General features: G+C 75.1%; 23 protein-coding genes. 7 read left to right on the top strand and 16 right to left on the bottom strand.

What is annotated here, in order from left to right; all coding sequences use genetic code 11:
- Positions 1-7 precede the first annotated feature (7 nt).
- Genes AB0M03_RS13275 through dacB form a run of 4 tightly spaced genes read right to left on the bottom strand, consistent with a single transcriptional unit; the run spans position 8 to position 5,104 of the window.
- The gene (locus AB0M03_RS13275; protein WP_363491504.1) at positions 8-958 is read right to left on the bottom strand and encodes an ABC transporter permease; all 951 of its coding nucleotides are present in this window, start codon (positions 956-958) and stop codon (positions 8-10) included.
- Complete coding sequence (locus AB0M03_RS13270) at positions 948-1,877, bottom strand: ABC transporter permease (RefSeq protein ID WP_363491503.1); 930 nt, start codon at positions 1,875-1,877, stop codon at positions 948-950. Before AB0M03_RS13270 ends, AB0M03_RS13275 begins: the two co-directional genes overlap by 11 nt.
- Before the next feature lie 48 nt (positions 1,878-1,925).
- Positions 1,926-3,545: an ABC transporter substrate-binding protein gene (locus AB0M03_RS13265; protein WP_363491502.1), complete on the bottom strand. Its 1,620-nt coding sequence runs from the start codon at positions 3,543-3,545 to the stop codon at positions 1,926-1,928.
- Positions 3,539-5,104 (bottom strand): D-alanyl-D-alanine carboxypeptidase/D-alanyl-D-alanine-endopeptidase, encoded by a 1,566-nt coding sequence (gene dacB, locus AB0M03_RS13260; protein ID WP_363491501.1) that lies wholly within the window; start codon positions 5,102-5,104, stop codon positions 3,539-3,541. The genes AB0M03_RS13265 and dacB overlap by 7 nt, the downstream gene beginning before the upstream one ends.
- Before the next feature lie 193 nt (positions 5,105-5,297).
- Between dacB and AB0M03_RS13255 the strand changes: the two genes are divergently transcribed.
- Positions 5,298-6,803 carry a family 10 glycosylhydrolase gene (locus tag AB0M03_RS13255; RefSeq protein ID WP_363491500.1) on the top strand — a complete coding sequence of 502 codons (1,506 nt, stop codon included), beginning with the start codon at positions 5,298-5,300 and terminating at the stop codon, positions 6,801-6,803.
- A 96-nt stretch (positions 6,804-6,899) separates the two neighbouring features.
- Positions 6,900-7,907: a hypothetical protein gene (locus AB0M03_RS13250; protein WP_363491499.1), complete on the top strand. Its 1,008-nt coding sequence runs from the start codon at positions 6,900-6,902 to the stop codon at positions 7,905-7,907.
- Between the two features lie 22 nt (positions 7,908-7,929).
- Here AB0M03_RS13250 and AB0M03_RS13245 read toward each other — a convergent pair whose 3' ends face one another.
- From AB0M03_RS13245 to ligA, 5 genes are all read right to left on the bottom strand, one after another.
- Positions 7,930-8,457: a hypothetical protein gene (locus AB0M03_RS13245; RefSeq protein ID WP_363491498.1), complete on the bottom strand. Its 528-nt coding sequence runs from the start codon at positions 8,455-8,457 to the stop codon at positions 7,930-7,932.
- Between the two features lie 61 nt (positions 8,458-8,518).
- On the bottom strand, positions 8,519-10,438 hold the full coding sequence (locus tag AB0M03_RS13240; protein WP_363491497.1) for a cellulase family glycosylhydrolase: 1,920 nt from the start codon (positions 10,436-10,438) through the stop codon (positions 8,519-8,521).
- A 181-nt stretch (positions 10,439-10,619) separates the two neighbouring features.
- Positions 10,620-11,051, bottom strand: a complete 432-nt coding sequence (locus AB0M03_RS13235; protein WP_363491496.1) for a hypothetical protein — start codon at positions 11,049-11,051, stop codon at positions 10,620-10,622.
- Positions 11,052-11,149: 98 nt separating this feature from the next.
- On the bottom strand, positions 11,150-11,302 hold the full coding sequence (locus AB0M03_RS13230; protein ID WP_363491495.1) for a hypothetical protein: 153 nt from the start codon (positions 11,300-11,302) through the stop codon (positions 11,150-11,152).
- Positions 11,303-11,509: 207 nt separating this feature from the next.
- The gene (gene ligA, locus AB0M03_RS13225) at positions 11,510-13,540 is read right to left on the bottom strand and encodes an NAD-dependent DNA ligase LigA (protein ID WP_363491536.1); all 2,031 of its coding nucleotides are present in this window, start codon (positions 13,538-13,540) and stop codon (positions 11,510-11,512) included.
- Positions 13,541-13,698: 158 nt separating this feature from the next.
- On the opposite strand from ligA, the gene AB0M03_RS13220 reads away from it, so the two are divergent.
- The 5 genes from AB0M03_RS13220 to AB0M03_RS13200 all read left to right on the top strand — a co-directional run bounded on the left by AB0M03_RS13220 (position 13,699) and on the right by AB0M03_RS13200 (position 17,666).
- Positions 13,699-14,472, top strand: a complete 774-nt coding sequence (locus AB0M03_RS13220; protein ID WP_363491494.1) for an alpha/beta fold hydrolase — start codon at positions 13,699-13,701, stop codon at positions 14,470-14,472.
- A gap of 63 nt (positions 14,473-14,535) precedes the next feature.
- A complete protein-coding gene (locus AB0M03_RS13215; RefSeq protein ID WP_363491493.1) occupies positions 14,536-15,081 on the top strand; it encodes a DUF6584 family protein in 546 nt (181 codons plus the stop codon).
- 87 nt (positions 15,082-15,168) lie between these two features.
- A complete protein-coding gene (locus AB0M03_RS13210; protein WP_363491492.1) occupies positions 15,169-16,056 on the top strand; it encodes a DUF3626 domain-containing protein in 888 nt (295 codons plus the stop codon).
- A gap of 59 nt (positions 16,057-16,115) precedes the next feature.
- Entirely contained in the window at positions 16,116-16,793 is a 678-nt protein-coding gene (locus AB0M03_RS13205) for a DUF6445 family protein (RefSeq protein WP_363491491.1), read from the top strand.
- Between the two features lie 114 nt (positions 16,794-16,907).
- The gene (locus AB0M03_RS13200) at positions 16,908-17,666 is read left to right on the top strand and encodes a polysaccharide deacetylase family protein (RefSeq protein WP_363491490.1); all 759 of its coding nucleotides are present in this window, start codon (positions 16,908-16,910) and stop codon (positions 17,664-17,666) included.
- Between the two features lie 76 nt (positions 17,667-17,742).
- Here the strand turns inward: AB0M03_RS13200 and AB0M03_RS13195 are convergent, their stop codons facing one another.
- The 7 genes from AB0M03_RS13195 to AB0M03_RS13165 form a co-directional block, all read right to left on the bottom strand.
- Entirely contained in the window at positions 17,743-19,500 is a 1,758-nt protein-coding gene (locus AB0M03_RS13195; RefSeq protein WP_363491489.1) for a discoidin domain-containing protein, read from the bottom strand.
- A gap of 146 nt (positions 19,501-19,646) precedes the next feature.
- Positions 19,647-20,714: a LacI family DNA-binding transcriptional regulator gene (locus tag AB0M03_RS13190; RefSeq protein ID WP_363491488.1), complete on the bottom strand. Its 1,068-nt coding sequence runs from the start codon at positions 20,712-20,714 to the stop codon at positions 19,647-19,649.
- 25 nt (positions 20,715-20,739) lie between these two features.
- The gene (locus AB0M03_RS13185; protein WP_363491487.1) at positions 20,740-21,795 is read right to left on the bottom strand and encodes a LacI family DNA-binding transcriptional regulator; all 1,056 of its coding nucleotides are present in this window, start codon (positions 21,793-21,795) and stop codon (positions 20,740-20,742) included.
- 94 nt (positions 21,796-21,889) lie between these two features.
- Entirely contained in the window at positions 21,890-22,702 is an 813-nt protein-coding gene (locus AB0M03_RS13180) for a shikimate 5-dehydrogenase (protein ID WP_363491486.1), read from the bottom strand.
- A gap of 295 nt (positions 22,703-22,997) precedes the next feature.
- Positions 22,998-23,537, bottom strand: a complete 540-nt coding sequence (locus tag AB0M03_RS13175) for a Rieske (2Fe-2S) protein (RefSeq protein WP_363491485.1) — start codon at positions 23,535-23,537, stop codon at positions 22,998-23,000.
- Positions 23,531-24,376: a hypothetical protein gene (locus tag AB0M03_RS13170; RefSeq protein WP_363491484.1), complete on the bottom strand. Its 846-nt coding sequence runs from the start codon at positions 24,374-24,376 to the stop codon at positions 23,531-23,533. The genes AB0M03_RS13175 and AB0M03_RS13170 overlap by 7 nt, the downstream gene beginning before the upstream one ends.
- A gap of 242 nt (positions 24,377-24,618) precedes the next feature.
- The gene (locus tag AB0M03_RS13165; RefSeq protein WP_363491483.1) at positions 24,619-25,428 is read right to left on the bottom strand and encodes a hypothetical protein; all 810 of its coding nucleotides are present in this window, start codon (positions 25,426-25,428) and stop codon (positions 24,619-24,621) included.
- Positions 25,429-25,479 lie beyond the last annotated feature (51 nt).

Raw genomic sequence — 25,479 nt, 5'->3', positions numbered from 1 at the left:
GCGGGCCTCACTTCAGCTTCGGGTCGTACGCGTCCCGGACGGCGTCGCCGAGCAGGATGAAGCTCAGCACGGTCGCCGACAGGAACAGCGCGGGGAAGGCGAGCAGGTGCGGGAAGTCGAGGAAGTACGCCTGGGCCGCGTTGAGTTGCAGACCCCAGGAGAGGGCAGGGTACTGCAGTCCGACGCCGAGGAAGTCCAGCGTGGCCTCACCGGAGATGACGTTTCCGACATTGAGCATGGCGACCACGACCACCGGGGTCACCGCGTTCGGCAGCAGGTGCCGGGTCATCAGGCGCAGCGGTCGGGCGCCGGTGGAGCGGGCGGCCTGCACGTAGTCGGCGTCCTTGAGGCCGATGACCTGGGCGCGCATCACCCGGGTCATGGTCGTCCAGCCGAGCGCGACCAGGACGAGGGTCATCGCGCCGAGCCCGTGGTCGGGGAAGGCGACCAGGACGACGGTGGCGCCGAGCACGAACGGCAGGCCGAAGAAGACGTCGGTGACCCGGGAGACCAGGCCGTCCACCCAGCCGCCGTAGAAGCCGGCCAGCAGGCCGAGGACGACGGACAGCAGCAGCGCACCGGCGGTCACCACGATCCCGATGACCAGGGAGGGGCGGCTGCCCCGGACGACCTGCCCGAGGTAGTCGCAGCCCTGCAGGTCGAAGCCGAAGGGGTGGTCGAGGCTGGGACCGACCCGGGAGTCGGAGAGTTCGCAGCGGCCGCTGTCGTGGGTGAGCACCGCGATGAAGGGCTTTGGGAAGGCCGCCATCAGGGCCATCAGCAGCAGGACACCGGTGCAGGCGAGGACGAGCGGCCGGGTGCGCAGGTCGCGCCAGGCGCTCGCGGAGGGGGATTCGCCGCGGCCGGGGCGCCGCTTGGGCGGCAGCAGGAGGTCCCGGGTCGGGGCGGGGGCCGGCGGTGCGGGTGCGGGCGGCGGCGCGGGCGGGCTACCGGTCATGGCGGATCCTCGGGTCGAGCAGGCCGTACAGGACGTCGACCAGCAGGTTGGCGAGGCAGTAGACCAGCACCAGGGCGGTGGTGATGCCGACCACGGTCGGGCCCTCGCGCAACTGGATGGCCTGGAAGACCTGTTGGCCGATGCCGGGCAGGTTGAAGACGTACTCGGTGACGACCGCGCCGGCCATCAGCGAGCCGAGTTCGACGCCGAGGAAGGTGACCACCGGGATCAGCGAGTTGCGCAGGGTGTGCCGGACGATCACCCGCCACCTGGGCAGGCCCTTGGCGCCGGCCGTGCGCACGTAGTCGGCGCGCAGGTTCTCCAGCAGGGAGGCCCGGGTGAGCCGGGCGACGTAGGCGACGCCGAAGGAGGCCAGGACCAGGCCGGGCAGCAGGTAGGCAGTGGGCCAGCCGTCCTCGGTACCGGAGATCGGGAACCAGCCGAGCCGTACGCCGAGCAGGAGCTGGGCGAGGTAGCCGACGATGTAGACGGGGACGGCGATCACCAGGGTGGTGCCGGCGAGCACCGCGTTGTCCGCCCAGCGGCCCTTGCGCAGCGCGGCCCACACACCGAGGGCGATGCCGAGGACGGTCTCCAGGAACCAGGCGGTGAGGCCGAGCCGCAGGGTGACCTGCCAGCGGCCGGTGAGGGCGTCGGCGACCGGCTCCCCGGTGAAGGTCCGGCCGAGGTCGCCGGTCAGCAGGCCGCCGAGGTACTTGGCGTACTGGACGACCAGCGGGTCGTCGAGGTGGTAGCGGTGGTGCAGTTCGGCGAGGACGGCGGGCGGCACGGGCCGGTCGCCGGCCAGGCCCTGGATCGGGTCGCCGGGCAGGACGAAGACCATGGCGTGGATCAGGAAGGTGGTCGCCAGCAGTACGGGAACGGCGTACAGCAGGCGGCGGGCGATGTATCGGCCCATCGGCGGGCGCCCCCGGATCGTGTGGTTGCGACGGTGGTCAGGGCTGGGTCAGTGCCGCACGGTCACCTTCTCCAGGTGCAGCCCGGCGACGTACGGGTCGACGAGGACGTTGCCGATCCGGCTGCTCCAGGCGGTCTGGTCCTGCCAGTTCCAGAGCGGGATCAGCGGCAGGGCCTTGAGCGCGATGGACTCGGCCTGGTGGTAGTGCTCCTCGGACTCGGCGGCGGTCGGGGCCGCGTTGCCGAGGGCGAGCGCCTCGTCGAAGGCCGGGTCGGACCAGCCGGAACGGTTGTTGGGGCCGAGCAGCCCGGCGAGGTAGTTCTGCACGCTGGGGTAGTCGACCACCCAGTTCTGCCGGTACGGGCCGGTCGCCTTGCGGCCGTTGAGGATGGGGCCGAGGTCGGCGCCGGACATCTTGCGGAAGGCGACGTCGCGGATGCCCAGGTTCTGCTTGAGCTCGTTGGCGACCGCGGTCATCCACTGCTCGTAGGTGGGGTCGGAGTTGGCGAAGTACAGCTCCAGCGTTCCGGTGAAGCCGCCGGCCTTGTCGAACAGCTCCTTGGCACGCTCCGGCCGGTAGGTGCAGGTCTCGCCGCAGGCGCCCGCCCGGTGGCCGGGGATCATCGCGGCGACCAGCGAGTCGGCGGGCGCGAAGACCTCGTTGAAGATGGCCCGGGTGATGCCCTTGCGGTCGATCGCCATCGAAATGGCCTGCCGCAGCTCCGGCTTGGCATACCGCGGGTCCCAGAGCGGCAGGCCGAGGTAGTCCATGGTGCCGCTGGGCCGCACCGAGTACCGCCGACCGAAGGTGCGCTTCGCCTCGTAGGCCCGGGCGGGCGGCACACTGGCCATGAAGTCGACGTGGCCGGCCCGGAGTTCGGTGAAGGCGGTGTCCTTGCTGGTGAAGATCCGGAAGTGCACGGCGTCGGCCGTCGGCGGGCGCAGGCCGGTGTAGCCGCCGGCCCGGCGCAGGTCGATCCGCTGGTGGTGCCGCCAGTCGCCGTCCATCGCGAACGGGCCGTTGCCGACCGGGTGGAGGTCGTACCCGGCGGGGTCGTCGAAGGCCGCCTTCGGCAGCGGGGCGAAGGCGGGGAAGGCCAGCAGCATCGGGAACTGGCTGAAGGGTGCGCCCAGCGTGACCTTGAGGGTGGTGTCGTCCACCACCTCGAGGCCGGAGAGCCGGTCGGTGGCGGGCTCGGCGCCGTCCGCCGGGTTGAGGGCGGCGTAGCCGTCGATCTGGCTGAAGTACCCGTTGGCCTCCCAGCCGTTGGGGCCGTACGCGGCGGCGTTCCAGGCGGCGGCGTAGCTGGCCGCGGTGACCGGCTCGCCGTTGTGGAAGACCGCACCGGGCCGGAACCTGAGCGTCCACACCCGCTGGTCGTCGGTGGTCAGCGACTCGGCGGCCAGCGGGACGGCGTGGCCGTCGGCCGGGTCCAGGGCGACCGGGGTGTCGAAGAGGCCCTGGATCACCTGCAGCGAGTAGCTGCTGGTGGTGCGGCCGGGGGTGAGGTGGTCGGGTTCGGTGAGGGCGACGGTGTACTCGCCGCCGGGCACGTCCGGGACGGGCCCGAGGTCCTCGTCGCCGCGGCGGACGCAGCCGGCGGCCGACGCCAGCACGGCCAGCGCCAGCGCGGCGGCCGGCAGGCGCAGGGCGCGGGCGGTCAGCACCCGGCGTCCGTGAGGCAGGCGGTCTCCCAGTCCCGGACGGGGCCGGGTGCGGCGGGTGCCGTCCGCAGCGCGGCGCCGTCGTCGCCGGCGAGCCGGACGGCGAAGGCGTCGATCACCGGACGTGGCCCGGTGCCGTTGAAGTTGTTGACCAGGACGGCGAAGGCGAGGGTGCGGCCGTCGGCCCGCTCCACGTAGCCGGCCAGTGCGTCCACGCCGGTCATGGAGCCGGTCTTGGCGTGCACCCTGCCCTCCGCGGCGGTGCCGCGCATCCGGTTGGCGAGGGTGCCGCCGACCGCGCGGCGGGCGTCGCCGGCCACCGGCAGCGCCCGGTACCAGGTGTCGAACCACGGCTGCTTGCGGGCGAACTGCAACAGGGCGGTGAGCCGCCCGGTGGTCAGCAGGTTGTGCCGGGAAAGCCCGGAGCCGTCCACCTGCCGGGCCCCGGTGGGCTCCAGCCCGGCGCGCTGCAGGAAGCCGCGCACCTGGTCCGTGCCGGCCGCCCAACTGCCGCTCTCCGCCCGGACCTTGCCGATCTCCTTGACCAGGTGCTCGGCGATGCCGTTGTTGCTGAGCTTCAGGAAGGGCGCCATCAGGTCGGCGAGCGGCGCCGAGTCGTGGCCGGCGAGCACGGCGGCGCCCGCGGGCGCCCGGCCCTCGGCGAGCTGCCCGCGCACGGTGACCCCGTGCCGGGCGAGCGCGGCGGCGAACACCGCACCCGCGACCAGCGCCGGGCGGTCCACCGCGATCCACTCCTCGCTCGCGCCGCCGCCGGCCGGGACACTGCCGGAGAGCAGGAGTTCGTTGCCGCCGGGCGTACGGTCGACGGCGGCCGTCCGGGCGCCGCCGGCCGCGCCGGTGGCCACCTGCCCGGTGAACCTCACCGGCGCCTCCGCCGGGACGACCCGCACCGCCGCGGGCCGGCCGGCGGCCTCGCCGGGCGTCAGGACCACCCGTACCGTGCCGGGGTCGTAGTCGGTGTCGGTGGTGAGGGTGAGCGCGGAGATCTGCGGGCTGTAGTACGCCGCCTGGTCGTCCCAGGCCCAGCTGGGGCCGAGCGGCACGCCGTCCCAGCGGCTCGCGTCGGCCAGCAGCGCGCCGCCCACCTCGGTGACACCGGCCCCGGCGACCCGCGCCGCCAGGGCGTCCAGGTCGGCCGGGAGCAGTGTCGGGTCGCCGCCGCCGCGGAGCACCAGGTCGCCGTCGATCCGCCCGCCGGTGCGCGGGCCGGCGGCGAGCACCTCGGTGGTGAAGCGGTGGCCCGGGCCGAGCAGGTCGAGGGCGGCCGCCGCGGTCACCGTCTTGAGCGTGGAGGCGGGCAGCATCAGCGCCCCGGGCGAACGCTGGTACAGCACCTCGCCGGTGGCGGCGTCGGCGACCAGCGCGGACACCTGCGCCCCGGCGAGGCGGACGTCGGCGAGCAGCCCGTCCAGGTCGGAGCCGAGGCTCCGGGCCTCCGCCGTGGTCCGCGGCGACCCGGCGGGGGCCGGCCCGGCCGGCAGCAGGGCGGCGAGCGCGACGGCGAGCGGCACCGACAGCAGCCGGACCGGAAGGGTGAGCACGGTGTTGCCTCCCGAGGAGTGGAGCCGGTGACCACTCTGTCCCCGACAGGCCGTCAGAAGTGGTCGATGGCGCCGCGGGGCCGACGATTCACCCGGCAATTCCCCCGTGCGGAGGATGCCAGCGGTGCGCCGCCGCCCCTGTGTCGACGGCGGGAGGGACAGTGGCGGTACCTTCGCGCCCCCGGGAGCCCCCATGCCGCTGCGTCCGTCCCGTCGGCTGTTCCTGGGCGGCTGCGGTGCGCTCGCCCTGGCCGCCGCCGCTCCCGGCCCGGCCGCCCGGGCCGCGGACACGCCGGAGCGGCAGCTGCGCGGCCTGTGGATCGCCTCGGTCGAGCACATGGACTGGCCGCCCGCCCCCGGCCTGCCCGAGGACCGGCTGCGCAGCGCGTACACCGGGCTGCTGGACGCCGCCGCGGCGCTCGGCGTCAACGCGGTGTTCGTGCAGGTGCGACCGACCGCGGACGCGTTCTGGCCGTCGCCCTTCGAGCCGTGGTCGCACTGGCTGACCGGCACCCCGGGGCTCGACCCCGGCTGGGACGTCCTGCGCTTCCTGGTGGACGCCGCCCACGCCCGCGGCATCGCCTTCCACGCCTGGTTCAACCCCTACCGGGTGGCCCTGCACGCCGACCCCGACCGGCTCGCCCCGCACCACCCGGCCCGCAGCCACCCCGAGTGGACGGTCGCCCACGGCGGCCGGCTCTACTACGACCCGGGCGTCCCCGCGGCCCGCGCCTTCGTCGAGCAGGCGGTCCTGGACGCGGTGGCCCGCTACCAGGTCGACGGCGTCCACCTCGACGACTACTTCTACCCCTACCCGACGGGCGGGGAGCCGTTCGCCGACGACGCCTCCTTCGCCGCGTACGGCGCCGGCTCCACCGACCGGGCCGCCTGGCGCAGGCGCAACGTAGACCTGCTGATCCGCGAACTGCGCGACCTGGTACGGGCGGTGCGCCCCGAGGCGGCGTTCGGGGTCAGCCCGTTCGGGGTCTGGCGCAACGCCGCCACCGACCCGGCCGGATCGGCCACCTCGGCGTTCCAGTCGTACGACGGCCTGCACGCCGACTCGCTCGGCTGGGTGCGCGACGGCCTGCTCGACTACGTCGCCCCGCAGCTGTACTGGCACATCGGGCACCCGCAGGCCGACTACCGCACCCTGGCCCGCTGGTGGGCCGCACAGACCGCCGGCCGCGACACCCTGCTGTGGATCGGCCAGTCCGCCTACCGCGCGGGCGCCCCCGGGCAGGCCGAGGCCTGGCAGGACCCGGCCGAACTCTCCCGGCACCTCGCCCTCAACGCCGAACTGCCGCAGATCGGCGGCGACATCCTGTTCAGCGCCCGCAACCTGCGCGCCGACCCGATCGGCGCGGTCGCCCGGCTCGCCGCCGACCACTGGCGCCGGCCCGCCCTCGGCCCGCTGCTCCCCCGCCTGGCCGGCGGCACGCCGCCGTCTCCCCCGCGGCTCACCGCCTCCGACGCCGGCCTGCTCCTCTCCTCCGGCCCCGGCACCCGGCCGCCCTTCCGGTACGCGCTCTACCACCACCCGCAGGCACACGGCCGCACGGCCGGCACCCTGGCGGCGGTCCTCCCGGCCGCGGACGCCGGCCGACCGCTCCCGGTGGCCGCCGCGGGCCGGTACACGGCCACGGCGGTGGACCGCTGCGGCCGGGAGAGCGGGGCGAGCGCGGCCGTCCGGTACTGACGGTCCTGGTCGTGCGCGAGGACGCGTCCGGATCCTGCGGCCGGGCCCGGGTGCTCCCGCAGGGTGCGGGGCCCGCCGCGGCCTTACCGTGGAGCGGTGGACGCCCCGAGCCGCCGGCCCGCACCGCCGGGCCACGTCCTGCCGCGGCGAGCCGTGCTGCTGGGCCTCGCCGGAGCCCTGGCGGGCGCCTGCACGAGCCGGGCCGGGACGGTCGCGGGCCCCGGCACACCCGGGTCGCCGTCCGCCTCGCCCTCCTCCGCGCCGTCCTCGCCGTCGGCGGCCGGGCTGCCCGCGACCACGCCCTGGCAGCCCGGGCCGGGCGAGAACCATCCCGAGGTCAAGCTGCGGGCCGTGGAACTGATCGAGACGATCGGCGCCTGGCCGCCCGGCGAACAGGGCACGGACGCCGCCCGCAAGCGGGTCGCGGCGCTCGGCCTCGACCCCTCGCTGGTCGAACAGGCCGGACCGCTGCTCGGGCCCGGCGCGGCGGCCGCCCTGCAGATCGTGAACGCGCAGTGGGGCGGCTACCAGCCCGACTCCGCGAGCGTCATGGTCGTCTGCCGGCAGTGGACCACGGCCGCGGCCGGCGGCACCACGGTCGACGTCCGCCTCGTCCGGGCCCAGCCCCGGTGGAACGTCACCGCCCTGCACCCGGCCGAGCCCGTGCCGCCCGCGGCACGGATCTCCGACGCGGCGCAGCGGGTGCTGGCCGAGCCGCGCATCCGGCTGCCGTTCGCGGCGATCGCCGACGTCCGCGGCGGCGCCGTCCACGACAGCGTGCTCGAGGCGATGCTGGCGCTCGCGGCGAAGTACACCTTCGCGGTGACGGTGCTCCGCAGCGGCCACCCGGTCAATGTGTTCGAGACCTCCCGCACGAGCGACCACACCCGGGGCCGGGCCGTCGACGTCTGGCAGATCGACGACCACGCCGTGGTCGACCCTGCCACCCCGCACGCCCTGGTGGACGGCTTCATGCGGGACGCCGCCGCCCTCGGCGCCTACAACATCGGCGGCCCCCGCCAACTCGGCGGCGGCACCGCACCCCGCCAGTACTTCACCGACGACGCCCACCACGACCACGTCCACCTCGGCTTCCCCACCTGACCGGACCGGGGTGGGCCGGGCCCTACGGCACCCACCCGTCGGGGGACTCCCTGCGGAGCCGCTCGGCGGCCGCGTTCCTGACCTTCCTGCTGCCCCCGTCCTCGGCCAAGGCGGTCAGGACCCGGCGCGACCGCGAGGTCTCCACGGTCTTCCGCTGGAGCCAGTGGGTGCCCGCCAGGATCTCGGGGAGCACACCGGCGGGGTCGGTGTCGGCCCGCTTGACGAGCTTCCAGTGCGCGATCCGCGTCTGCAGGAAGTCGAATCCCCCGGCCCGCGCCGCGATCCCCTGCACCCGGTCGGCGAAGGAGTCGGCCGATCCGCAGTCGGGCGCCAGCCCGTCGACGTACCGGACCAGAGTGGACTCGGCCATCCCGCGGTCCGGGTCCCGCACGACGATCTCCACGATCGCCGCCTCGGTCCCGGCCGTGCAGGCCGCCAGGCACTCCTGGTACAGCCGGTACCGGACGTGCTCGTCCCGCTCCCAGCCCTCGTCCGGCTCCGCCCGGCCGACGAGGCCGCACAGCCATCCGATGTCGCTCTCCCGGACCACACCGCACCTTTCCGAAGTCCGTCCGCCCCTGCCCCTGCATTGTGCTCGAGGCGCGGGATGCTCAGGCCAGGGGGCGGCAGAGGAGGGCGTCGGGGGTGCCGGAGGAACCGATGCGGGTGGTGAAGGCGATGCCGGCGGCGTATTCGCCGGGGCTGCACTGGCCCTTGTAGGCACCGTACGCGTACTCGCCGCCGGGGTTGCCGGCGGGGCGGTTGTCGCCGCGGTCGAACCAGACGGTGCGCCCGGCGGTGCCGAGGGGACTGCGGGCCTGGGCGCAGAGGGCGGCGGAGACGCGGGCGCCGCGGAGGCTGTAGCCGATCAGGAACTGGCCCTGGGCGCACTGGAACTTGGTGTATCCGGAGGCCCAGTCGCCGCCGGCGGGGACGTTGCGTTCGTCGCGGACGACGACGGCCTCCCCGGTGGCGGCCCGGAGGTCGCCGGCGGTGGCGGTGTCGGTGCACAGGCCGCGTCCGCCGGTGTGGGCGAGGCCGGTGAGGCGTTCGCCGTCGGGGCAGACGGCCTTGCGGGCTCCGCCGTCCCAGTCGCCCACGGCGCGGACGCGCAGGGACTGCACGGCGTCGGCGTGGTCGGTGCTCAGCATGTGCCAGGCGTCGGCGGGCGGTACCGGCCCGTTCGGGGCGGGTGCGGCGGTGAGGCGGTTCCAGCCGGCGGCGCGCCAGTCGGTGCCGTCCAGCACGCCCGAGCGGCGGCCTGCGGAGTCGTACCGGAGCAGGGCCCAACTGTCGCCGCGTCCGGGGTCGTTCCAGCCGACGAGGGGCCAGTAGGCGAAGTCGGTGCCGAGGGCGGCGAGCCGGTCGGTGAAGTTGCCGAACCAGGCGCGCGGTGCGGCCGCGCCCTCGTCGGCGCCGATGCCGAACTCGCTGATCCAGACGGGGGCGGTGAAGTGCTGTCCGGTCCCGGCGGCGACGTAGAGGGCCTGTTCGTCGAGGACGCGGTACAGCTCGTCGCGGGTGAGGTCCTGGTAGCGGGCGTCGTGGGTCTCGCCGAGGCCGGTGGCGCCGCTGTGGTGCGGGCCGGTGTAGCCGTAGAAGTGGGCGGAGTAGACGAGTTTGTGCGAGGCGACCAGGGTGTGCGAGAGGGTGCGGACGGGTGCGAGGGTGGGGCGGCCGTGCGGCAGGCCGTCGGCGGGGATGCCCGTCCAGTTGATGCCCTCGACCACGATCAGCAGGTCGGGGCTGCCCTCGGTGAGGATGCGGTCGCCGGCGCGCTGGGCGGCGGTGTACCAGTCGTGGGCGTCGCCGAGGCCCCAGTTGGGGTCGTCGAGGTAGTCACGGCGGACCTCGTTGTAGAGGTCGGCGCCGACCACCCGCTTGTCGTCGCGGTAGCGGCGGGCCATGAACACCCAGTCGTCCTCCCACTGGCGGGTGGACTGGCTGCTGTTCCAGCGCTCGTTGCCGTCCAGGCCGCAGCACCAACGGGTGGTGTTGGTGTGGTTGTTGAGGATCACGGCGAATCCGTCGGCGGTGAGGGCGCGCACCACGGCGTCGTAGACCCCGAGCGGGGTGAGGCCGCGCAGCGCGGGGTTGGCGGCGACGGCCGCGTCCGGCACCGGTGCGGTGGTGCGGATCATCTCGTTGGAGAAGGGCAGCCGGATGCTGTTGAGGCCGAGCCGGTGGAAGTCGGCGAGCAGCGCGGGCAGGGGTGTGCGGTCGAGGCCGAGCGGGATGCCGTGGGAGTCCTGTCCGCTGTGGTGGTTGGCCGGGTCCGCCTTGTCGCCCGATCCGTTCCACGAGCCCTGTGCGCCGTCCCAGTTGCCGGCCCGGAGCTGGAACTTCCGGCCGTCGGCGTCGACGATGTCGCGGCCGCGGGTGGAGAGCGGGGCCGCCCAGCCGGCCGACTGTGCGGTGGCGGCGGGCAGTTCGGACGCTGCGGGCGCAGCACCGGCGGGGCCGGCCGGTGCGGTCGCCAGGGCGGCGACCAGGGGGAGCAGCAGCGCGGTGCGGAGGAGGTGCCGGATCATCGGGCCTGCCCGGGGTTCGAGAGTGGCGGATGCATGCCAACGAGGCGTCGGCAGAGCCGGGTTACCCATCGGTACGGGTCCTGAACCGCCTCCGGCCGACCCCTTCGACGGGGCCGGCCGGTGCGGACGGGGTGGCGGGGCAGTGCACGGGCAGCAGGGGGCGGTGCGGGGACGGGAGGAATCAGGCGAGGACCAACGGGTTCTCCGGGGCGAGCAGTTCGGAGATGCGCTCGGCGGCGACCTGCGCGTTGTTCTGGTCCGGCGAGCCGGGCCCCTTGGTGGCCGACACGGCGATGGCCACCGGACCGGAACGGAAGTGCATGCCGGGCTCGGCGGGGACGCTCGTCATCGACTCCCCGCGGGCGCCGGTGACGATCTCGCGGCCGTCCTCCGTCACCTTGAACAGCACGGACTTGAGGTCGAACTCCTCCATCGTCTCGCGCACGATGCGGTCGATCCGGCGGGCCGGGCCGCGGAGCGGTCCGGGGGTGGCCTCGCAGGTCTGCCGGTCGCGGCCGCCGGAGGGTGCGGCGGTGGCAGCCCCGGCGGTGGTCTGCAGCGTGGCTGCGAACAGCGTGGCCGCGCACAGCAGCGCGGTCTGAGTACGGGTCATACCCCACGGCGCGAGCCGGCCGGGCTGGCGGCGGGCACCACCCCGGCGGCTGCTCCGTACGGCGGAACGGCGGCGTCCCCGAAGGGTGGGCGGCGCCTTCAGTGCGACAGGGAACCGCCGCCGAGCCGGTAGCTGCGGACGGCTGCCCCGGCGAGCACCGCCTGCCGTTCCGCCGAGGCAAGGTGCGCGATCAACTCCACGGTGAGGGTGAGGACTTCGTCGTAGGGGCGGCCAGGGTGCAGACCGGCCAACCCGAGCCGAACATCAGCCGCGCAGGGCCGCCGACCTGCACCCTGTGCACGCCGGCCGCCCACCCCTGCTTCCTCACCCTGCCGTGTCCGCCATCGGCCGGCCCGGCCACCCGTTCGGCCTCAGGATTCACAGGACCCGGGGCCCCGGGACTCAGGCTTCCAGGCGGCCCGGGCCCGGAGCCAACAGCCCGCGGCCACGCCGCACCCTCACACCAGCAGCGCCCCCACCAGCTCCGCCAGGCCCTCCGGCGACAGCACCCGGATGCCCAGCTCCTCGGCCTTCGCCCGCTTGGAGCCCGCCTTCTCCCCGGCCACCAGCAGGGTGGTCCGCTTGGAGACGGAGGACGAGGCCTTGCCACCGGCCCGCTCGATCAGTTCGTTGATCTGGTTGCGGCTGAGCTCGGCGAGCGGCCCGGTCATGCTGCCGGTGACCACGACGGCTTCGCCGGCGAGCGGGCCTGCGGCCTCCCCGGTGGCGGCGACTGCGGCGGCGGGCGGGGTCTCGGCGGTGCCGACGCCGTGGGCCGCCAGCTTGTCCAGGACGGGGGCGAGTTCGACGAGTTCGGTGACGATCACGGCGGCCTTGTCGGGGCCGATGCCGTCGACCTCGGCGAGGGCCTCGGCGTCGGCGGCGCGGATGGCGGCCATGCTGCCGAAGTGGGCGGCGATGCGGCGGGACATGGAGCGGCCGGTGCCGAGCACGCCGAGTGCGCAGAACACCCGGTTGAGCGGGCGCGTCCTGGCCTCCTCGATGGCGGCGATCAGGTTGTCGGCGCTGGTGTCGCCCATCCGGTCGAGGGTGAGCAGCTGCTCGCGGGTCAGCGCGAACAGGTCGGCGGGGTCGACGACCAGGCCGGCCTCGACCAGCTGGACGGCGCGGGTGCCGCCGAGGCCCTCGACGTCGAGCTGGTCGCGCCCGACGGCGTACCGGATGGAGGCGACGGCCTGGCAGCCCCGGCCGCGGACGCAGCGCCACCGCTGCTGCGAGGTGTCGATGGCGTCGCCGCAGCGCGGGCAGGCGGCGGGGAACTCGATCGGCTGCTCGTCGCCGGTGCGCTGGTCGACGAGCGGCGCCTCGACCCGCGGGATGACGTCCCCGGCGCGGTGGACGAAGACCTGGTCGCCGATCAGCAGGCCGCGACGGGTGATGTCGGCCGGGTTGTGCAGGGTGGCGTAGGTGATGGTGACGCCGTCGACCTCGACCGGCTCCAGGACGGCGCGCGGGGCGATCACGCCGGTGCGGCCGACGTTCCACTCGACGCCGAGCAGCCGGGTGACCTTGTGCACGGCGGGCAGCTTGTAGGCGACGGCCCAACGCGGCGCCCGGGAGCCCGCGCCGGCCTGCTCCTGGTCGGCGGCGGCGTCGGCCTTCACCACGATGCCGTCGATGCCGAAGGGCAGGGCGGCACGCAGGGCGGCGATCGCGTCGATCCGCTGCTGCACCTCGGCGACGCCGGCGCAGCGGGCGGGGATGGCGGCAGTGCTGGCGGCGGTGTTGGCGCCGAGGGCGGCGAGCCGCTCGAGGATCTCGCTGTGGCCGAGGCCGTCGAGACCGATCGCGCCGTAGGCGAAGAAGGTGAGCTCGATCCGGTACGGGCGGTCCTTGGCCCGCAGGGTGCCGGCGGCGCCGTTGCGGGGGTTGGCGAAGGGGGTGGCGCCGTGCGCCGTCCGCACCTCGTTGGCCTTCTCGAACTGGCTCTGCGTCAGGAGGACTTCGCCGCGCAGTTCGATGTCGAGCGGCTCGGCGAGGGTCTGCGGAAGGCCGAGGACGGCGTCGGCGGCGTGGCCGATGTCCTCGCCGGCCAGGCCGTCGCCGCGGGTGATCAGGCGGACGAGGCGGCCTGCGCGGTAGCGGGCGGCCACGGCCAGGCCGTCGAGCTTGGGCTCGACGCACCAGCCGTCGACCGGCCGGCCGAGCCGGCGCTCCAGGCCGGCCGCCCAGGCCTCCAGCTCCTCGCCGGAGAAGACGTTGTCCAGGCTGAGCATGGGCACCGAGTGCGGGACGTCGCCGACCGCGGCGCCGCCGGCGACCTTGCCGGTCGGCGAGTCGGGCAGCGCCTCACCGGGGTTGGCCTGCTCGTAGGCCTCGATCGAGCGCAGCAGCGCGTCGTACTCGTCGTCGCCCAGCGGCGTGGCGCCGTCGGCGTAGTAGGCCGCGGCCGCCTGCACGGCGGTGGCGACGGCATCGGCATAGGCGGCATGGGTGGCCAGGGCGGCTGCGTCCTTCATGTCGAACATCATCTCGACCGCCACTGACATTCGGAGTGACCGGGTCCGGTTCGGGGGCGCCGGGGGTACCCGGCCCACCCGCGGCTCGCCGGGCCGTCGCTCCTCCCGGGCGGCGGCGGTCCGGCGGCCCAGACTGGAGCGGAACGCCGCCCCAGCCAGGAGGACTCGTGACCGCCGGCCGCCACCTGCACGTCAACGGGATCGACCTGTACTACGAGGAGCACGGCCCCGCCGACGGGCGGCCGCTGGTCGCCCTGCACGGCGGCCTGCTGACCGCCGAGATGGCCTTCGGCGCCCTGATCACGGCGCTCCCGCCCGGCCGCCGGGTGATCGCACCCGAGCTCCAGGGCCACGGACACACCGCCGACAGCGACCGCGAGTTCCGCATCGGCCACCTCGCCGAGGACGTCCTCGGGCTGCTCGACCACCTCGGCATCGAACGGGCCGACCTGCTCGGCTTCAGCCTCGGCGGCTACGTCGCACTGGAGCTGGCGATCAGCCACCCGGCCCGGGTGGACCACCTCGTCCTCGCCTCCACCAACTACCGCCCCGACGGCTACCACGACGAGATCCGCCGCTCCGAACTCCACCCCGGCTCCACCCGGATGCCCACCGAACGGGACTTCGCCGAGATGCGCGAGGCCCACCTCGCGGTCTCCCCCGAGCCGGACCACTTCGACGACTTCGCCGCCAAGGCCTCGGGCGCGGTCGGCGCCTTCGAGGGCTGGCCGGCCGAGGCGCTGCGCCGCCTGGCGGCACCCACCCTGCTGGTCGTCGGCGACCACGACTTCGTCCGCCTCGACCACGCGGTGGAGATGTACGAGCTGATCCCGGACGCCCGGCTGGCCGTCCTGCCGCGCACCACCCACATGGACGTCATGCGGAGGACCCGGCTGCTCGTCCCGCTGCTGGAGGGCTTCCTCCCGTCCGCGGGCGCCTGAGCGGCCCCTCCCCCGGCGGAAACCGCCTTGACCTGCGGTTGCGGCAGCCCCGACCATGCTCCGATGACCGTCGAAACCGCCCTCACCAGGGCCGACGCGGACCTCCGCGCCGGCCGGATACCCGTCGCCCGCCAGCGCCTGCGCGGCCTGGTCGGGAGCCGCCCCGCCGACCTGACGGCGCGCCGCCGGCTGGCCGAGGTGTACCGGCTGTACGGCGAGCCCGCCGAGGCCGGCCGCTGGACGTACCTGGACGAGGACCGCGACCCGGCGGAGACCGCGGCCTTCGAGGAGCGCTACGCCGACCCGCTCGCCCGGATGATCGCCCTTGCCTGGCGCGGCCCGGAGTCCGACGCCCCGACGGAGACCGCCCGCACCCGGCTGATCGAGGTCCGCGAAGCCGCCACCGCCCTGGCGGGCTACCCGGTCGGCTGGTACGACGCCAAGGAGGCCCGCGACGAACTCCGCGACGCGGACGGCACCGTCCTGGAGGAGGACGGGTCCTTCGACCTCGTGTTCTTCTCCTGCGCCACGGTGGCCGTGCTCGCCGTCCTGGCCCTCCTCGGCCTCACCGTCCTCGGCTCCGTCGTCTTCGCCCGCTGGCTGTTCTGACGCAACGCCGTGCCGGCCGCCGACGCTCGGGGTCACCCCGCCCGAATCCGGATGCGCTGCCGCCTGCGGCTCCGGCAGACTGCGGCGATGAGCCCCGACATCGAGGACACCCCGCAGCAACGTGCCCTGCGCCATGTCACGGCGCGCTCGACGGGCGGCCCGATCGACCCCCGGCTGCGCCTGACGCTGAACTTCCACCCGGACCGGACGGCGCGCGGCCGGCCCGTCCTGCACGGGCTGGCCGAAGAGGGCCTCTACCGCTCGCAGTTCGTCACCGGCACGGGGGCCGGCAGCCTCTCCGCCCACCCCGGAGGCGACCGATGGCGCTGGGAGAGCCGGATGTTCGGCGGCGCCTACGACGACGCCCCGGGCCACGAGCGCCCGGTCTACGGCGCCGTGGACTTCCGCGGCCTGCCCGGCGGCGGCGCACCCCGGTTCGGCTCCTCCTACCTCCGGCTGACCGCGGACACGGTCGAGCGGGCCACCTTCTGCTACCCCGACAGCTGCACCGAGCCGGAGGACTTCGGCGTCGCCGGCCGCTTCGCCCTGCTGCCCCTGGCCGAACGCGAGGATCTCGGCCCGCTGGACGGCCACATCGAGGCGCACCTGCACGGCCCGGTCCGGCTGGACCGCGACGTGGAGGCCCTCGTCCTGGACTCCTGCTACCGCGGCACGCAGGTCGAGGAGGACGCCCGCCGGCTGCCCTGCCCGCTCGAGTGGCACCCGGGGTTCCGGATCACCGTCGACGTGCTGCGCCGCCGTCCGGACTTCCGCGGACCGGAGTTCGTCGCCCTGGGCGAGGAGATCGCCGAGGACGGCCTGCTGGACGCACGGATCATCGGCGACGCCGAGCGCAGCGGCCGGTACCACCCGCAGGACCTCAAGCGGGTCTGGCACTACGTCGCGCACTTCGGCGCGCCGCAGGCCACGAGCCCGGCACCGGCACCGGCACCGGCCGCCTTGGCCATGCCTTGACGCACAATTGACCTGATCACGGGCGAGAGGCACCGACCGGCCTGGCTACCGTCGGGGCCATGTCACCCCTCCCCCGGACGCCGGTGCTCCCGGTCCTGCCCTATCGCAAGCCGACCCGCGGCCGCGACTACTGGGTCATCGACGACGTGCTCCCCGACGCCGAAGCCGTCCGGGCCCGCTGCCTGGCCCGCGACGACTGGAGCCGGGGCTACCCGCACAAGCCCGAGACCTGGCCGGGCATGCGCACCATGCCGGGCCTGACACCGGACGAACTCGCCCACGTCGAGGGCCTGGTGACGAAGGCGACCGGTGCACGCCGGATCTGGGCGGAGACCGGGCCGGCCGGCGCCACCGTGAACCACAACTGCATCCAGGTGGTCGGCAAGGACGAGTGCGAGCCGCGCCCGCACACCGACTCGCGCGCGGTGTGCCGCTACGCCGCGGTGCTCTACCTCAACCCCGAGGCGCCGAAGGACTGCGGCACCAGCTTCTACCGCCAGCAGCTCCCGGGCGGGGCGCTGGGCGGCAACATCGTGGCCGCCCCGCACAACAACCTGGTCGATGCGCTCGGCACCCGCTTCGTGCCCGCCGACGCCTTCGTCGAGGACGTCCGCGTCCCGCACCGCTTCAACCGGCTGCTGCTGTACAGCGCCAACATCATCCACACGGCGACCGGCTACTGGGGCAGCACGACGGAGGACAAGCGGATGACCGCGGTCTTCTTCTGGATGGCCTGAGCACAACGACCCTGCCGCATACCAGGTATGCAAGGTCGTTTAGAGTCTCCTCGAACACGCCTCCGACCGGCGGCGTGGCCACGGGGAGGGGGCTCGATGCCGTTCGGCAGCAGCATGGTTCGTAGGCGTACCGCACCAGCGCTCGCCATGGCGGCCGCCATGGCCCTGTCGCTGGGCGGCTGCGCCTCGTACGAGACCACCGCCCCGCGGGCGGCCCGCGACCGGGCGTCGGCGGTCTCCCAGGACACCGCCGTCCAGGGCGTCGACTGCCGCAAGGCCACCTGTGTGGCCCTCACCTTCGACGCCGGGCCGAGCGAGTACACGCCGGGGCTGCTCGACATCCTCAAGCGGGAGAACGCGCACGCGACCTTCTTCATGCTCGGCAAGAACCACGTGGTGGAGCACCCCGACACCGTCCGCCGCATCGTCGCCGAGGGCCACGAACCGGCCAACCACACCTGGACGCACCGCATCCTCACCGAGATCCCGTCCGCGGAGGCGCGCGCCGAGATATCCCGCACCCAGGACGCGGTGGAGCGGATCACCGGCAGGCGGCCCGTCCTGATGCGCCCGCCGCAGGGCCGCACCGACGACGAGGTGTCCCGGATCTGCGCCGAACTCGGCGTCGCCCAGGTGCTGTGGAGCGTCACCGCCAAGGACTACGACACCGACGACTCCGCGCTGATCCAGCAGCGCGTCCTCGACCAGGTCCGCCGCGACGGGATCATCCTGCTGCACGACATCTACCCGGGCACCGTCCCGGCCGTCCCGGGCATCCTCGCCGAACTCCACCGCCGCGGCTACACGGTGGTGACGGTCTCCCAGCTCCTCGCCCCCGCGGCCCCGGAGCCGGGCCGCGTCTACCGGCCCTGACCACCCCGACCGGCGCGCACAGCGGTACCGCCGGCCGGGTGCTCCGCACGGGGCACCCGGCCGGCGGCGACTCCCGCTACTGGTAGACGCGGACGTAGTCCACGAGCATCTTCTGCGGGAACACGGTCGAGGCGTCCGGGGCGCCCGGCCAGTCGCCGCCCACCGCGTTGTTGAGGATCAGGTAGAACGGGTGGTCGTACACCCACGGGCCGCGGGTCGCCTCCAGGGCGGTGCGGTCCACGGTGAAGAAGGCGTTGCCGTCCACGTAGAACGTCATGTGGGCGGAGTCCCAGTCCACCGCGTAGGTGTGGAAGGCGCCGGCGAAGTCGGTGCCCGCCAGGGTGTACGGCGAGCCGTACCCGCCCGCGCCGTTGTAGGCGGGCGCGTGCAGCGTGGAGTACACCGTGTCGGCGACCTTGCCCACGTGCTCCATGATGTCGATCTCACCCGAGTACGGCCACGGGGTACCGGACTTGAAGTTGGAGCCGAGCATCCAGAAGGCCGGCCAGAGGCCCTGGGTACCGGTCACCTTGATCCGGGCCTCGGCGTGGCCGTAGGTGAAGTCGAAGTGGCCGGAGGTGTTGATCCGGCCGGAGGTGTACTGGCAGGTGGTGCTGCCGGAGAGCGGGTCCCGCGGGCAGGACGAGCCGGGGGTGACCTCCTTGCGGGCCTCGATCACCAGGTTGCCGGTGCCGTCCTGGAAGAGGTTCTTGTTGCCGGTGGTGTAGTACTCCAGCTCGTTGTTGACGCCCGGGCCGGGGTCGGTGGTCCACTTGCCGGCGTCCGGCGCGGTGCCGTTCGGGCCGTTGAACTCGTCGCTGAAGACCAGCCGGCCGGCCGGGAAGGTCGGGTTCGGCGGCAGCGGCGGCGGGGTGACGGGGTTGCCGCCGGTGCCGAACACCTGGAACTCCCAGAGCGAGTAGCCGTACTGGGTGGCCCGGGCGGTGCCGTACATCCGGACGTAGCGGCCGGTGCCGTTCAGGTTGGTGATGGTCTCCTTGAAGCCCTTGCCGGTGGTGGTGGAGTAGATGTCCGTCCAGTTGGCGGCGTCGCTGGAGACCTGCAGCCTGTACGCGGTGGCGTAGGCCGGGTCCCACTGCAGGATCACCTTGTGGACGGTGGCGGTGGCGCCGAGGTCGATGTAGATCCAGGCCGGGTCGCTCCAGGCGGCGGTGGCCCAGCGGGTGGCCGGGTCCTGGTCCACGGCCTTCCCCGGCGTGCAGTTGCCGCAGCCGCCGTCGTTCTGGCTGCTGGAGGCCACGGCCGGTTTGTTGTACGAGAGTTGGACATCGCCGCCGCCCGTGCCGCCGCCGGGGGTGCCGTACACCTGGAACTCCCAGAGCGAGTAGCCGTACTGGGTGGCCCGGGCGGTGCCGTACATCCGGACGTAGCGGCCGGTGCCGTTTACGGTGAGGTTCTGGGTGCCGCCGGTGCCTGCGGCGGTGCTGTAGACGTCCGTCCAGGTGGTGCCGTCGGCGGAGGTCTGCAGCTTGAAGCCGGTCGCGTAGGCGGCCTCCCACTGCAGGACGACACGGCTGACGGTGGCGGTGGCGCCCAGGTCGACCTGGAGCCACTGCGGATCGGCGAAGGCGCTCGACCAGCGGGTGCCGGCATTGCCGTCGACGGCGGCCCAGGCGGGGAAGGCCACGCCGTTCTCGGTGGAGGAGGCGGTGACGGCCTTGCCCTGGGAGAGCAGGCTCTCCGCCGCGGGGGCCGCGGGGGCGAACGGGACGAGCAGGGCGCCGACGGCGAGCAGCAGGGCCGTCAGCAGCCAGGGCAGCGCCCGCCGGGGGCGCGGCACGCGCGACAGGACGTGCGGTGGTGCCGTTGTCATGGGGAACTCCAGCTGGGTGGGGTGGTGCGGAGTCTGAACGACGGTGCATCGGTGGGGGCGGGCCCGCGCACGGCGGTCCGCGCGCCGTCGGCCTGCGGGGCCGGGGGTGGTCCATGGCCGTCCTCGGGCGGGGGTCGGGTGGCCGGTCAGGCGGAATCGCGCACGACCAGGGCGGTGGGCAGCACCAGCGCCGGTCCGGCCTCCTCCCCGGCTGCCAACCGCTGCACCAGGCGGACGAGTTGGCGGCCGAGCTGCTCGATCGGCTGGTGCACGGTGGTGAGCGCGGGCTCGGCGAGGCGGGCGCAGTCGACGTCGTCGAAGCCGACCACGGCCACGTCCTCGGGCACCCGGCGGCCGGCCCGCCGAAGGGCGTCGAGCGCGCCCAGCGCCATCTGGTCGGAGGCGGCGAACAGGCCGTCGATCCGCGGCTCCTCCGCCAGCAGCCGGGCGGCCGCCGCCCGGCCGCCTTCGACGGTGAAGTCGGCCTCGGCGACCAGCGGACGGCGGTGCACCCGGGAGATCTCGCGCAGGTAGGCGGCCAGCCGGTCCTGCCCCGCCGGGGCGGAGGAGGGCCCGGCGACGGTGGCGATCCGGGTCCGGCCGATCTTCTTCAGGTACCGGACGGCGGCAGCCGCACCGCCCGCGTTGTCCACCCCGATGTAGGGCAACTGCAGCCCACCGTAGGAGCGTTCGCTGCACACCACGGGGATGCCGGTGCCTGCCAGCAGGCCGGGCAGCGGATCGCGGTCGTGCACCGAGGCGAGCACCACGCCGTCCACGTGCCCGCCCCGCGCGTACTGCTCGATCCGCCGCCGGCCGGCCGCGGAGCCGGCCAGCAGGATGACCAACTGTTCGTCGGACTCCTCGAGTTCGGCCGTGGCACCGCGGATCAGGGTGGGGAAGAAGCCCTCCGAGAAGACCTGCCCCATCCCCTCCGGCAACACCAGGGCGTACGAGCCGGTGCGGCGGCTCACCAGGGAGCGGGCGGCCTGGTTGGGCACGTACCGCAGGTCGGCGACGGCGCGCAGCACGGCGGACCGGCGCCGCTCACTGACCGGGTGGGAGCCGCTGACCACCCGGGAGGCGGTGGCCCGGGAGACCCCGGCACGCTCGGCGACGTCCTCCGTGTCAATGGGCGTGCGCCTGCCAGCTACGCCCAGATGAGAAAACGCTCTCCACGCGCAGGCCGACAGGGCGTGCGGAGGTACCCCCACACGCCCTTACGCGGGCTGCCTCGGCTCAGGCGGACTGGCGGATCACCAGTGACGGCCGGAAGACCACCATCGGCATCGTCTTGGCCGGCTCCGCGATCTGACGCAGCACCAGCCGCGCCATCTCGGCCGCCATGTCCTCGACCGGCTGCCGCACCGTGGTCAGCTGCGGGTCGCAGGCGAGCGCCGCACTGCTGTCGTCGAAGCCCACCACCGCGACGTCCTCGGGCACCCGCCGCCCGCTGCGCGAGAGCACCGGCAACGCGCCGAGGGCCATCAGGTCCGAGGCGATGAACACCGCGTCCAGGTCGGGCGCCCGCTCCAGCAGCACCCGCATCGCCGCCGCGCCGCCGTCCTGCGTGAAGTCGCCCTCCACGTACACGCCCTCGCCGTGGCCGTGCGCGGCCAGCGCCTCGCGGAAGCCGGTCAGCCGCTCCTGGCTGGCGGGCATGTCCAGCGGGCCGGTGATCGTCGCGATCCGCTTCCGCCCCAGCCCCACCAGGTGGTCGACCGCCAGCCGGACGCCCTCCCGCTGGTCCACGTCCACGTACGCGATCGAGCTGGACGAGGCGGGCCTGGACGCCTGCACCGCCGGGATGCGGGCCTCGGTGAGCCAGGCCGGCAGCGGGTCGGCGGCGTTGGAGGAGATCAGGATGACGCCGTCGACGTGGCCCTGCCGCAGGTAGCCGAGCAGTTGGCTGCGCGACTCGGCGTCGTCCGCCAGCATCAGCACCATCTGCATGCCCTGCGGGCGCAGCACCTGGATGACGCCGCTCACCACCCGGCCGAAGTGCGGGTCGGTGAACATCCGCCCGACGAACGGGTCCAGCGGCTGGTTGCGCCGCTCCGCCTCGGAGACCACCAGGGCCACCGAGTTGGTGCGCCGGGTGACGAGCGAGCGGGCGGCGGAGTTCGGCACGTAGTTGGTGGCGGCGACGGCCTCCTCGACGATCCGGCGGAGCTCGGGATCGACGGTGGACTTGCCGTTCACCACGCGGGACACGGTCGCTCGGGACACGCCGGCCACCTTCGCGACGTGTTCCAGCGTCACGGGTCTGGTCGACGGTGGCAGATCGGTGGTCACGCTGCAGTTATACCCCGAGGGGGACCGCCACCCGCCCCCGCCTCCCGAACCCGCGCCCCGGACCCGGCCCGACCCGGCAGGCGGCCCGGCGCGATCAGCCGCGGGCGTGCGCGGCGGCGCGAGCCACCAGCTCCTCGTCCGGGCGGATGCCGGTGTACAGCTCGAACTGCTCCAGGGCCTGCAGCACCAGCACCTCGACCCCCGTGATCACGGGTGTGCCCGCCGCCCGGGCGGCGCGGACGAGCGGGGTCTCCACCGGCAGCGCGACCACCTCGAAGACGGTGCCGGCGGCGCGGACGGCCTCCTCCGCGAAGGCCAGGTCCTCGGCCTCGGGCCCGCCCGCCATGCCGATCGGCGTCGCGTTCACCAGCAGCGCCGCCTGCAGGCCGCCGGCGTCCGGCCGCCAGTCGAACCCGTACCGGTCGGCGAGCTCCCGCCCGGCCTGCGGGTTGCGGGCGACGACCGTGCCCTGCCGGAAGCCGGCGTCGTGCAGGGCACCGGCGACGGCCTTCGCCATGCCACCGCTGCCGCGCAGGACGAAGTCGGCCCCGGCCGGCACCTTCCGGCTCTCCAGCAGCAGCCGGATCGCGGTGTAGTCGGTGTTGTGGGCGGTCAGCCGGCCGCCGTCGTTGACCAGGGTGTTCACCGAGCGGAGGGCGGCGGCGGACGGCGCCACCTCGTCCACGAGCGGGATCACGTCCTCCTTGAAGGGCATGGAGATCGCGCAGCCGCGGATGCCGAGCGCCCGCACTCCGCCGATGGCGGCGGGCAGGTCGTCGGTGGTGAAGGCCTTGTAGACGTAGTCCAGGCCGAGTTCGCCGTACAGGTAGTTGTGGAAACGCGTCCCGAAGTTGCCGGGCCGGGCCGCGAGCGACATGCACAGGCGGGTGTCCTTGGTGATCTGCACGGCCGTCCGCTCCTCTCCGGTGGCTGCCGGGCCGTGATCAGCCTATCCCCGCGCCCCTGCACCGCCCGGCTCCAACGGCGCCCGGCCCTGCGCCAGGACGCCAGGACGGCGAGGAAGGCGAGCGCGGAGAGGCCGGTCCACCACCGGACGGCCGTGGTGCCGCCCTCCGCCCGGGCGTCGGCGGCTGCGGCCAGCGCCCAGACCTGGAAGGCCACCAGGACGCCGGCGAGCACCACCCGGCGCCGGGCGGGCCGCGGCGGCTCCGGTCCGGTCCCGCCGCTCTCCCCGGGCGCGCTCACGGCTCGCAGCCGATCCGGTCTGCGGTGTCCGGGTCGCGTGCGCGCAGGCCGCGGCAGAGGCCCGCCCGCTCGTCCTCGCCGGGGCGTGCGGTGCCGACCGCCCAGACCGCGCCGCGAGCGTCCTCGGTGAGCAGGACCTTCGGCAGCGCGCGGGGCGGCGGCCCGCCGGTGACCTCACCCGTCCGGACGTCGAACCCGCCGCCGTGGCACGGGCAGTGGAGGTCGCCGTCGGGCCCGTGCCCGGGGCGGTGCACCAGGGCGCAGGCGAGGTGGGTGCAGACGGCGGAGCGGCCGACGAGTGTGCCGTCGGCGAGCCGGACGGCCAGGGCGCGGTCCTCGGGGCCGGGGTAGGCGAAGGCGACGGCCTGGCCGCGGGCGATCCGGTCGGCGATCCGGACGGGGACGGCGGTGCCGTCGCCGCGACGCGGCAGGGCGCCGGCGGCGACCAGGGCGGTGCCGGTGGCGAGTCCGCCGGAGACGGTGGCGGCGACGCGCAGGCAGTCGCGGCGGGTGGGGAGGTCCTTGCCGGTCACCACGGGCTCGGCACCTCCGCCTCGCGAGCGGGACGCTCCTCGGCCGTACGGGCCCGGCCGCGGAGGATCCGGCGGTACCCGCCGTACGGCAGCAGCGCCACTGCGGCCACCAGGGAGACCAGGTGGAGCACCGACAGGAACCGGTGGCCGCCGCCGCCGAGGACCACCTCCGAGGCGGTGAGCAGCAGGCCGGTGGCGGCGACGGCGGCCGGTGCCGCGAGCAGCACCACGTCGCGGGCGCTGCGCCGTCCCGGGTCGTCCCGCCCCTCGCGCCGCCACTGCAGGAGCCCTGCGCAGCCGGCGAGCACCACGAGGGCGGCCAGGTCGAGCCAGTGGCGGACGAGCAGGCCGGGGAGGCCGTCCCGGGTGTAGCCGAGGACGTCCCGGCCGTGCAGCCGCAGCCGCTGACCCGGCCCGTACGTGCCGACGGCGCCGACGGCGAACCAGCCCCAGCCGAGCGGGAGAGCGACGGCTGCGGCCGCCGCGGAGCCCCAGATCACCAGCCGGCCGGCCGGCGAGGGTCGTGGTCCGGGGCGCCGGTGGAGGCGGAGGCGCGGGCGGGACGGGTGCCGGGCCCACCGCAGCAGCCGGCCCGCGCCGGCGGCGATGCGGTCCGCGCCGCGGTGCGCCAGGACCCAGGCGAGGACGACGGTGACGACCGCGTAGGGCACCAGGTCGGAGTCCAGGCCGCGCAGCCCGCGGCTGCCGACGGTGATCGCGAGCACCACCAGCAGCCCGGCGCCGGCGCCGGTGAGTGCGGCGTGTACGGGGCCGCCGCGGGTCTCCGTCCGGCCGGGCGGGACCGCCGGAGGTGCCCGGTCCGGCAGGCCGGTGGTCGCCACGTGCGCCTCCCGTCGTCGGTCCGCCGGTGTCGCGACGACCGTACGCGGGGCGGGGAGCGGCGGCCCGCCGTGGCGGCCGGGCGGGTGAGGCCGGCACCCGGGGCGGGATCAGGGCAGCGGGCGGACCACCGTGCCGTCGCCGCGGACGCCCCCGACCGAGGGACGCTCCGGGCCCGGGCGGTCGACGGCCAGGGTCCGGTCCTGCACCGAGCGGTCGGCGGCCGCGTGCCCGGCGCGGACGGTCAGCCGGACGGTGCGGCGTCCACCCGGACCGGTCCGGCGGGGTCGGTGGTGGCCGCTGTGCCGTCCGGGGAGGGCAGCCGGAGTGCGGGCGCCCGGGACTCCCGGACCACCAGGCCGGCCCCGGCGGCGACGGGCAGGAGCAGCAGGGCGGCGGCGGCCAGCCGGGCGGCCCGGCGGCGGCGGATCAGGTCGCCGGGCCGGACGCGGACGAGGCACGGGTCGAAGCGTTCGCCGTCCCAGTGCCCGGCGAGGTCGTCCGGGACGGCGGCGGCCTCCCGCCGGGCCCGGTCGGGTCTGGTCTCGCCGGCGCGGACGAGCACCGCGGCGACCTCGGAGGGCCGCAGTCCGTCGACGGCGTGCAGGGCGTAGGCGGCCCGGCCGGCGGGGGTGAGCGCGGCGAGCGTCCGGTCGAGGGCGAGGGCGGCGAGGTCGCCGTCCGCGGTGGTCAGGCGCAGGCCCCGGACCTGGGGCAGGACCCGCAGGGCGCGGTCGCCGGGGCGGCGGGCGGCGGCCAGGGCGCGCCGCACCACGCGGTCCCGCAGGTCCTCGTAGAGCTCCTCGGCGGGGCGGCGCCCGGCGGCGCTCCAGGGCGGGCCGGACAGGGCGCGTTGGGTGACGGCGTGGGCGCGCAGCAGGCGCCGCCGCCGGTCCGCCCCGGCGGGCAGCACCAGGTAGGCGATCCGGGCGAGGCGACGGTAGTTGACGACCAGGACCTCCTCCGCGTCGCTCTGCACGCCGCCCTCGGGCGCTGCGGCGGTGCGGCGGTCGGCGGGCCGCGACGCGCGGCGGCGCGGGGTCTGGCGGTCCATGGGCGGGGGCTCCGGTGGCTGTCGGTACGGTCGGCAGCCCGGTTGGACTGC

Source organism: Kitasatospora sp. NPDC051914 (assembly GCF_040680995.1).
Lineage (GTDB): Bacteria > Actinomycetota > Actinomycetes > Streptomycetales > Streptomycetaceae > Kitasatospora.
The sequence above is the reverse complement of the archived record's forward strand: the minus strand, read 5'-3'. Positions and strand labels throughout refer to the sequence as shown.

Bases quoted from the DNA above. Each gene is read 5' to 3' on its own strand.
- AB0M03_RS13275 (WP_363491504.1), bottom strand. From the start codon at position 958: ATGACCGGTAGCCCGCCCGCGCCGCCGCCCGCACCCGCACCGCCGGCC.
- AB0M03_RS13240 (WP_363491497.1), bottom strand. From the start codon at position 10,438: ATGATCCGGCACCTCCTCCGCACCGCGCTGCTGCTCCCCCTGGTCGCC.
- AB0M03_RS13210 (WP_363491492.1), top strand. From the start codon at position 15,169: ATGAGCCCCGACATCGAGGACACCCCGCAGCAACGTGCCCTGCGCCAT.
- AB0M03_RS13195 (WP_363491489.1), bottom strand. From the start codon at position 19,500: ATGACAACGGCACCACCGCACGTCCTGTCGCGCGTGCCGCGCCCCCGG.
- AB0M03_RS13200 (WP_363491490.1), top strand. From the start codon at position 16,908: ATGGTTCGTAGGCGTACCGCACCAGCGCTCGCCATGGCGGCCGCCATG.
- AB0M03_RS13270 (WP_363491503.1), bottom strand. From the start codon at position 1,877: ATGGGCCGATACATCGCCCGCCGCCTGCTGTACGCCGTTCCCGTACTG.
- AB0M03_RS13255 (WP_363491500.1), top strand. From the start codon at position 5,298: ATGCCGCTGCGTCCGTCCCGTCGGCTGTTCCTGGGCGGCTGCGGTGCG.
- ligA (WP_363491536.1), bottom strand. From the start codon at position 13,540: ATGTTCGACATGAAGGACGCAGCCGCCCTGGCCACCCATGCCGCCTAT.
- AB0M03_RS13205 (WP_363491491.1), top strand. From the start codon at position 16,116: ATGTCACCCCTCCCCCGGACGCCGGTGCTCCCGGTCCTGCCCTATCGC.
- AB0M03_RS13235 (WP_363491496.1), bottom strand. From the start codon at position 11,051: ATGACCCGTACTCAGACCGCGCTGCTGTGCGCGGCCACGCTGTTCGCA.
- AB0M03_RS13165 (WP_363491483.1), bottom strand. From the start codon at position 25,428: ATGGACCGCCAGACCCCGCGCCGCCGCGCGTCGCGGCCCGCCGACCGC.
- AB0M03_RS13215 (WP_363491493.1), top strand. From the start codon at position 14,536: ATGACCGTCGAAACCGCCCTCACCAGGGCCGACGCGGACCTCCGCGCC.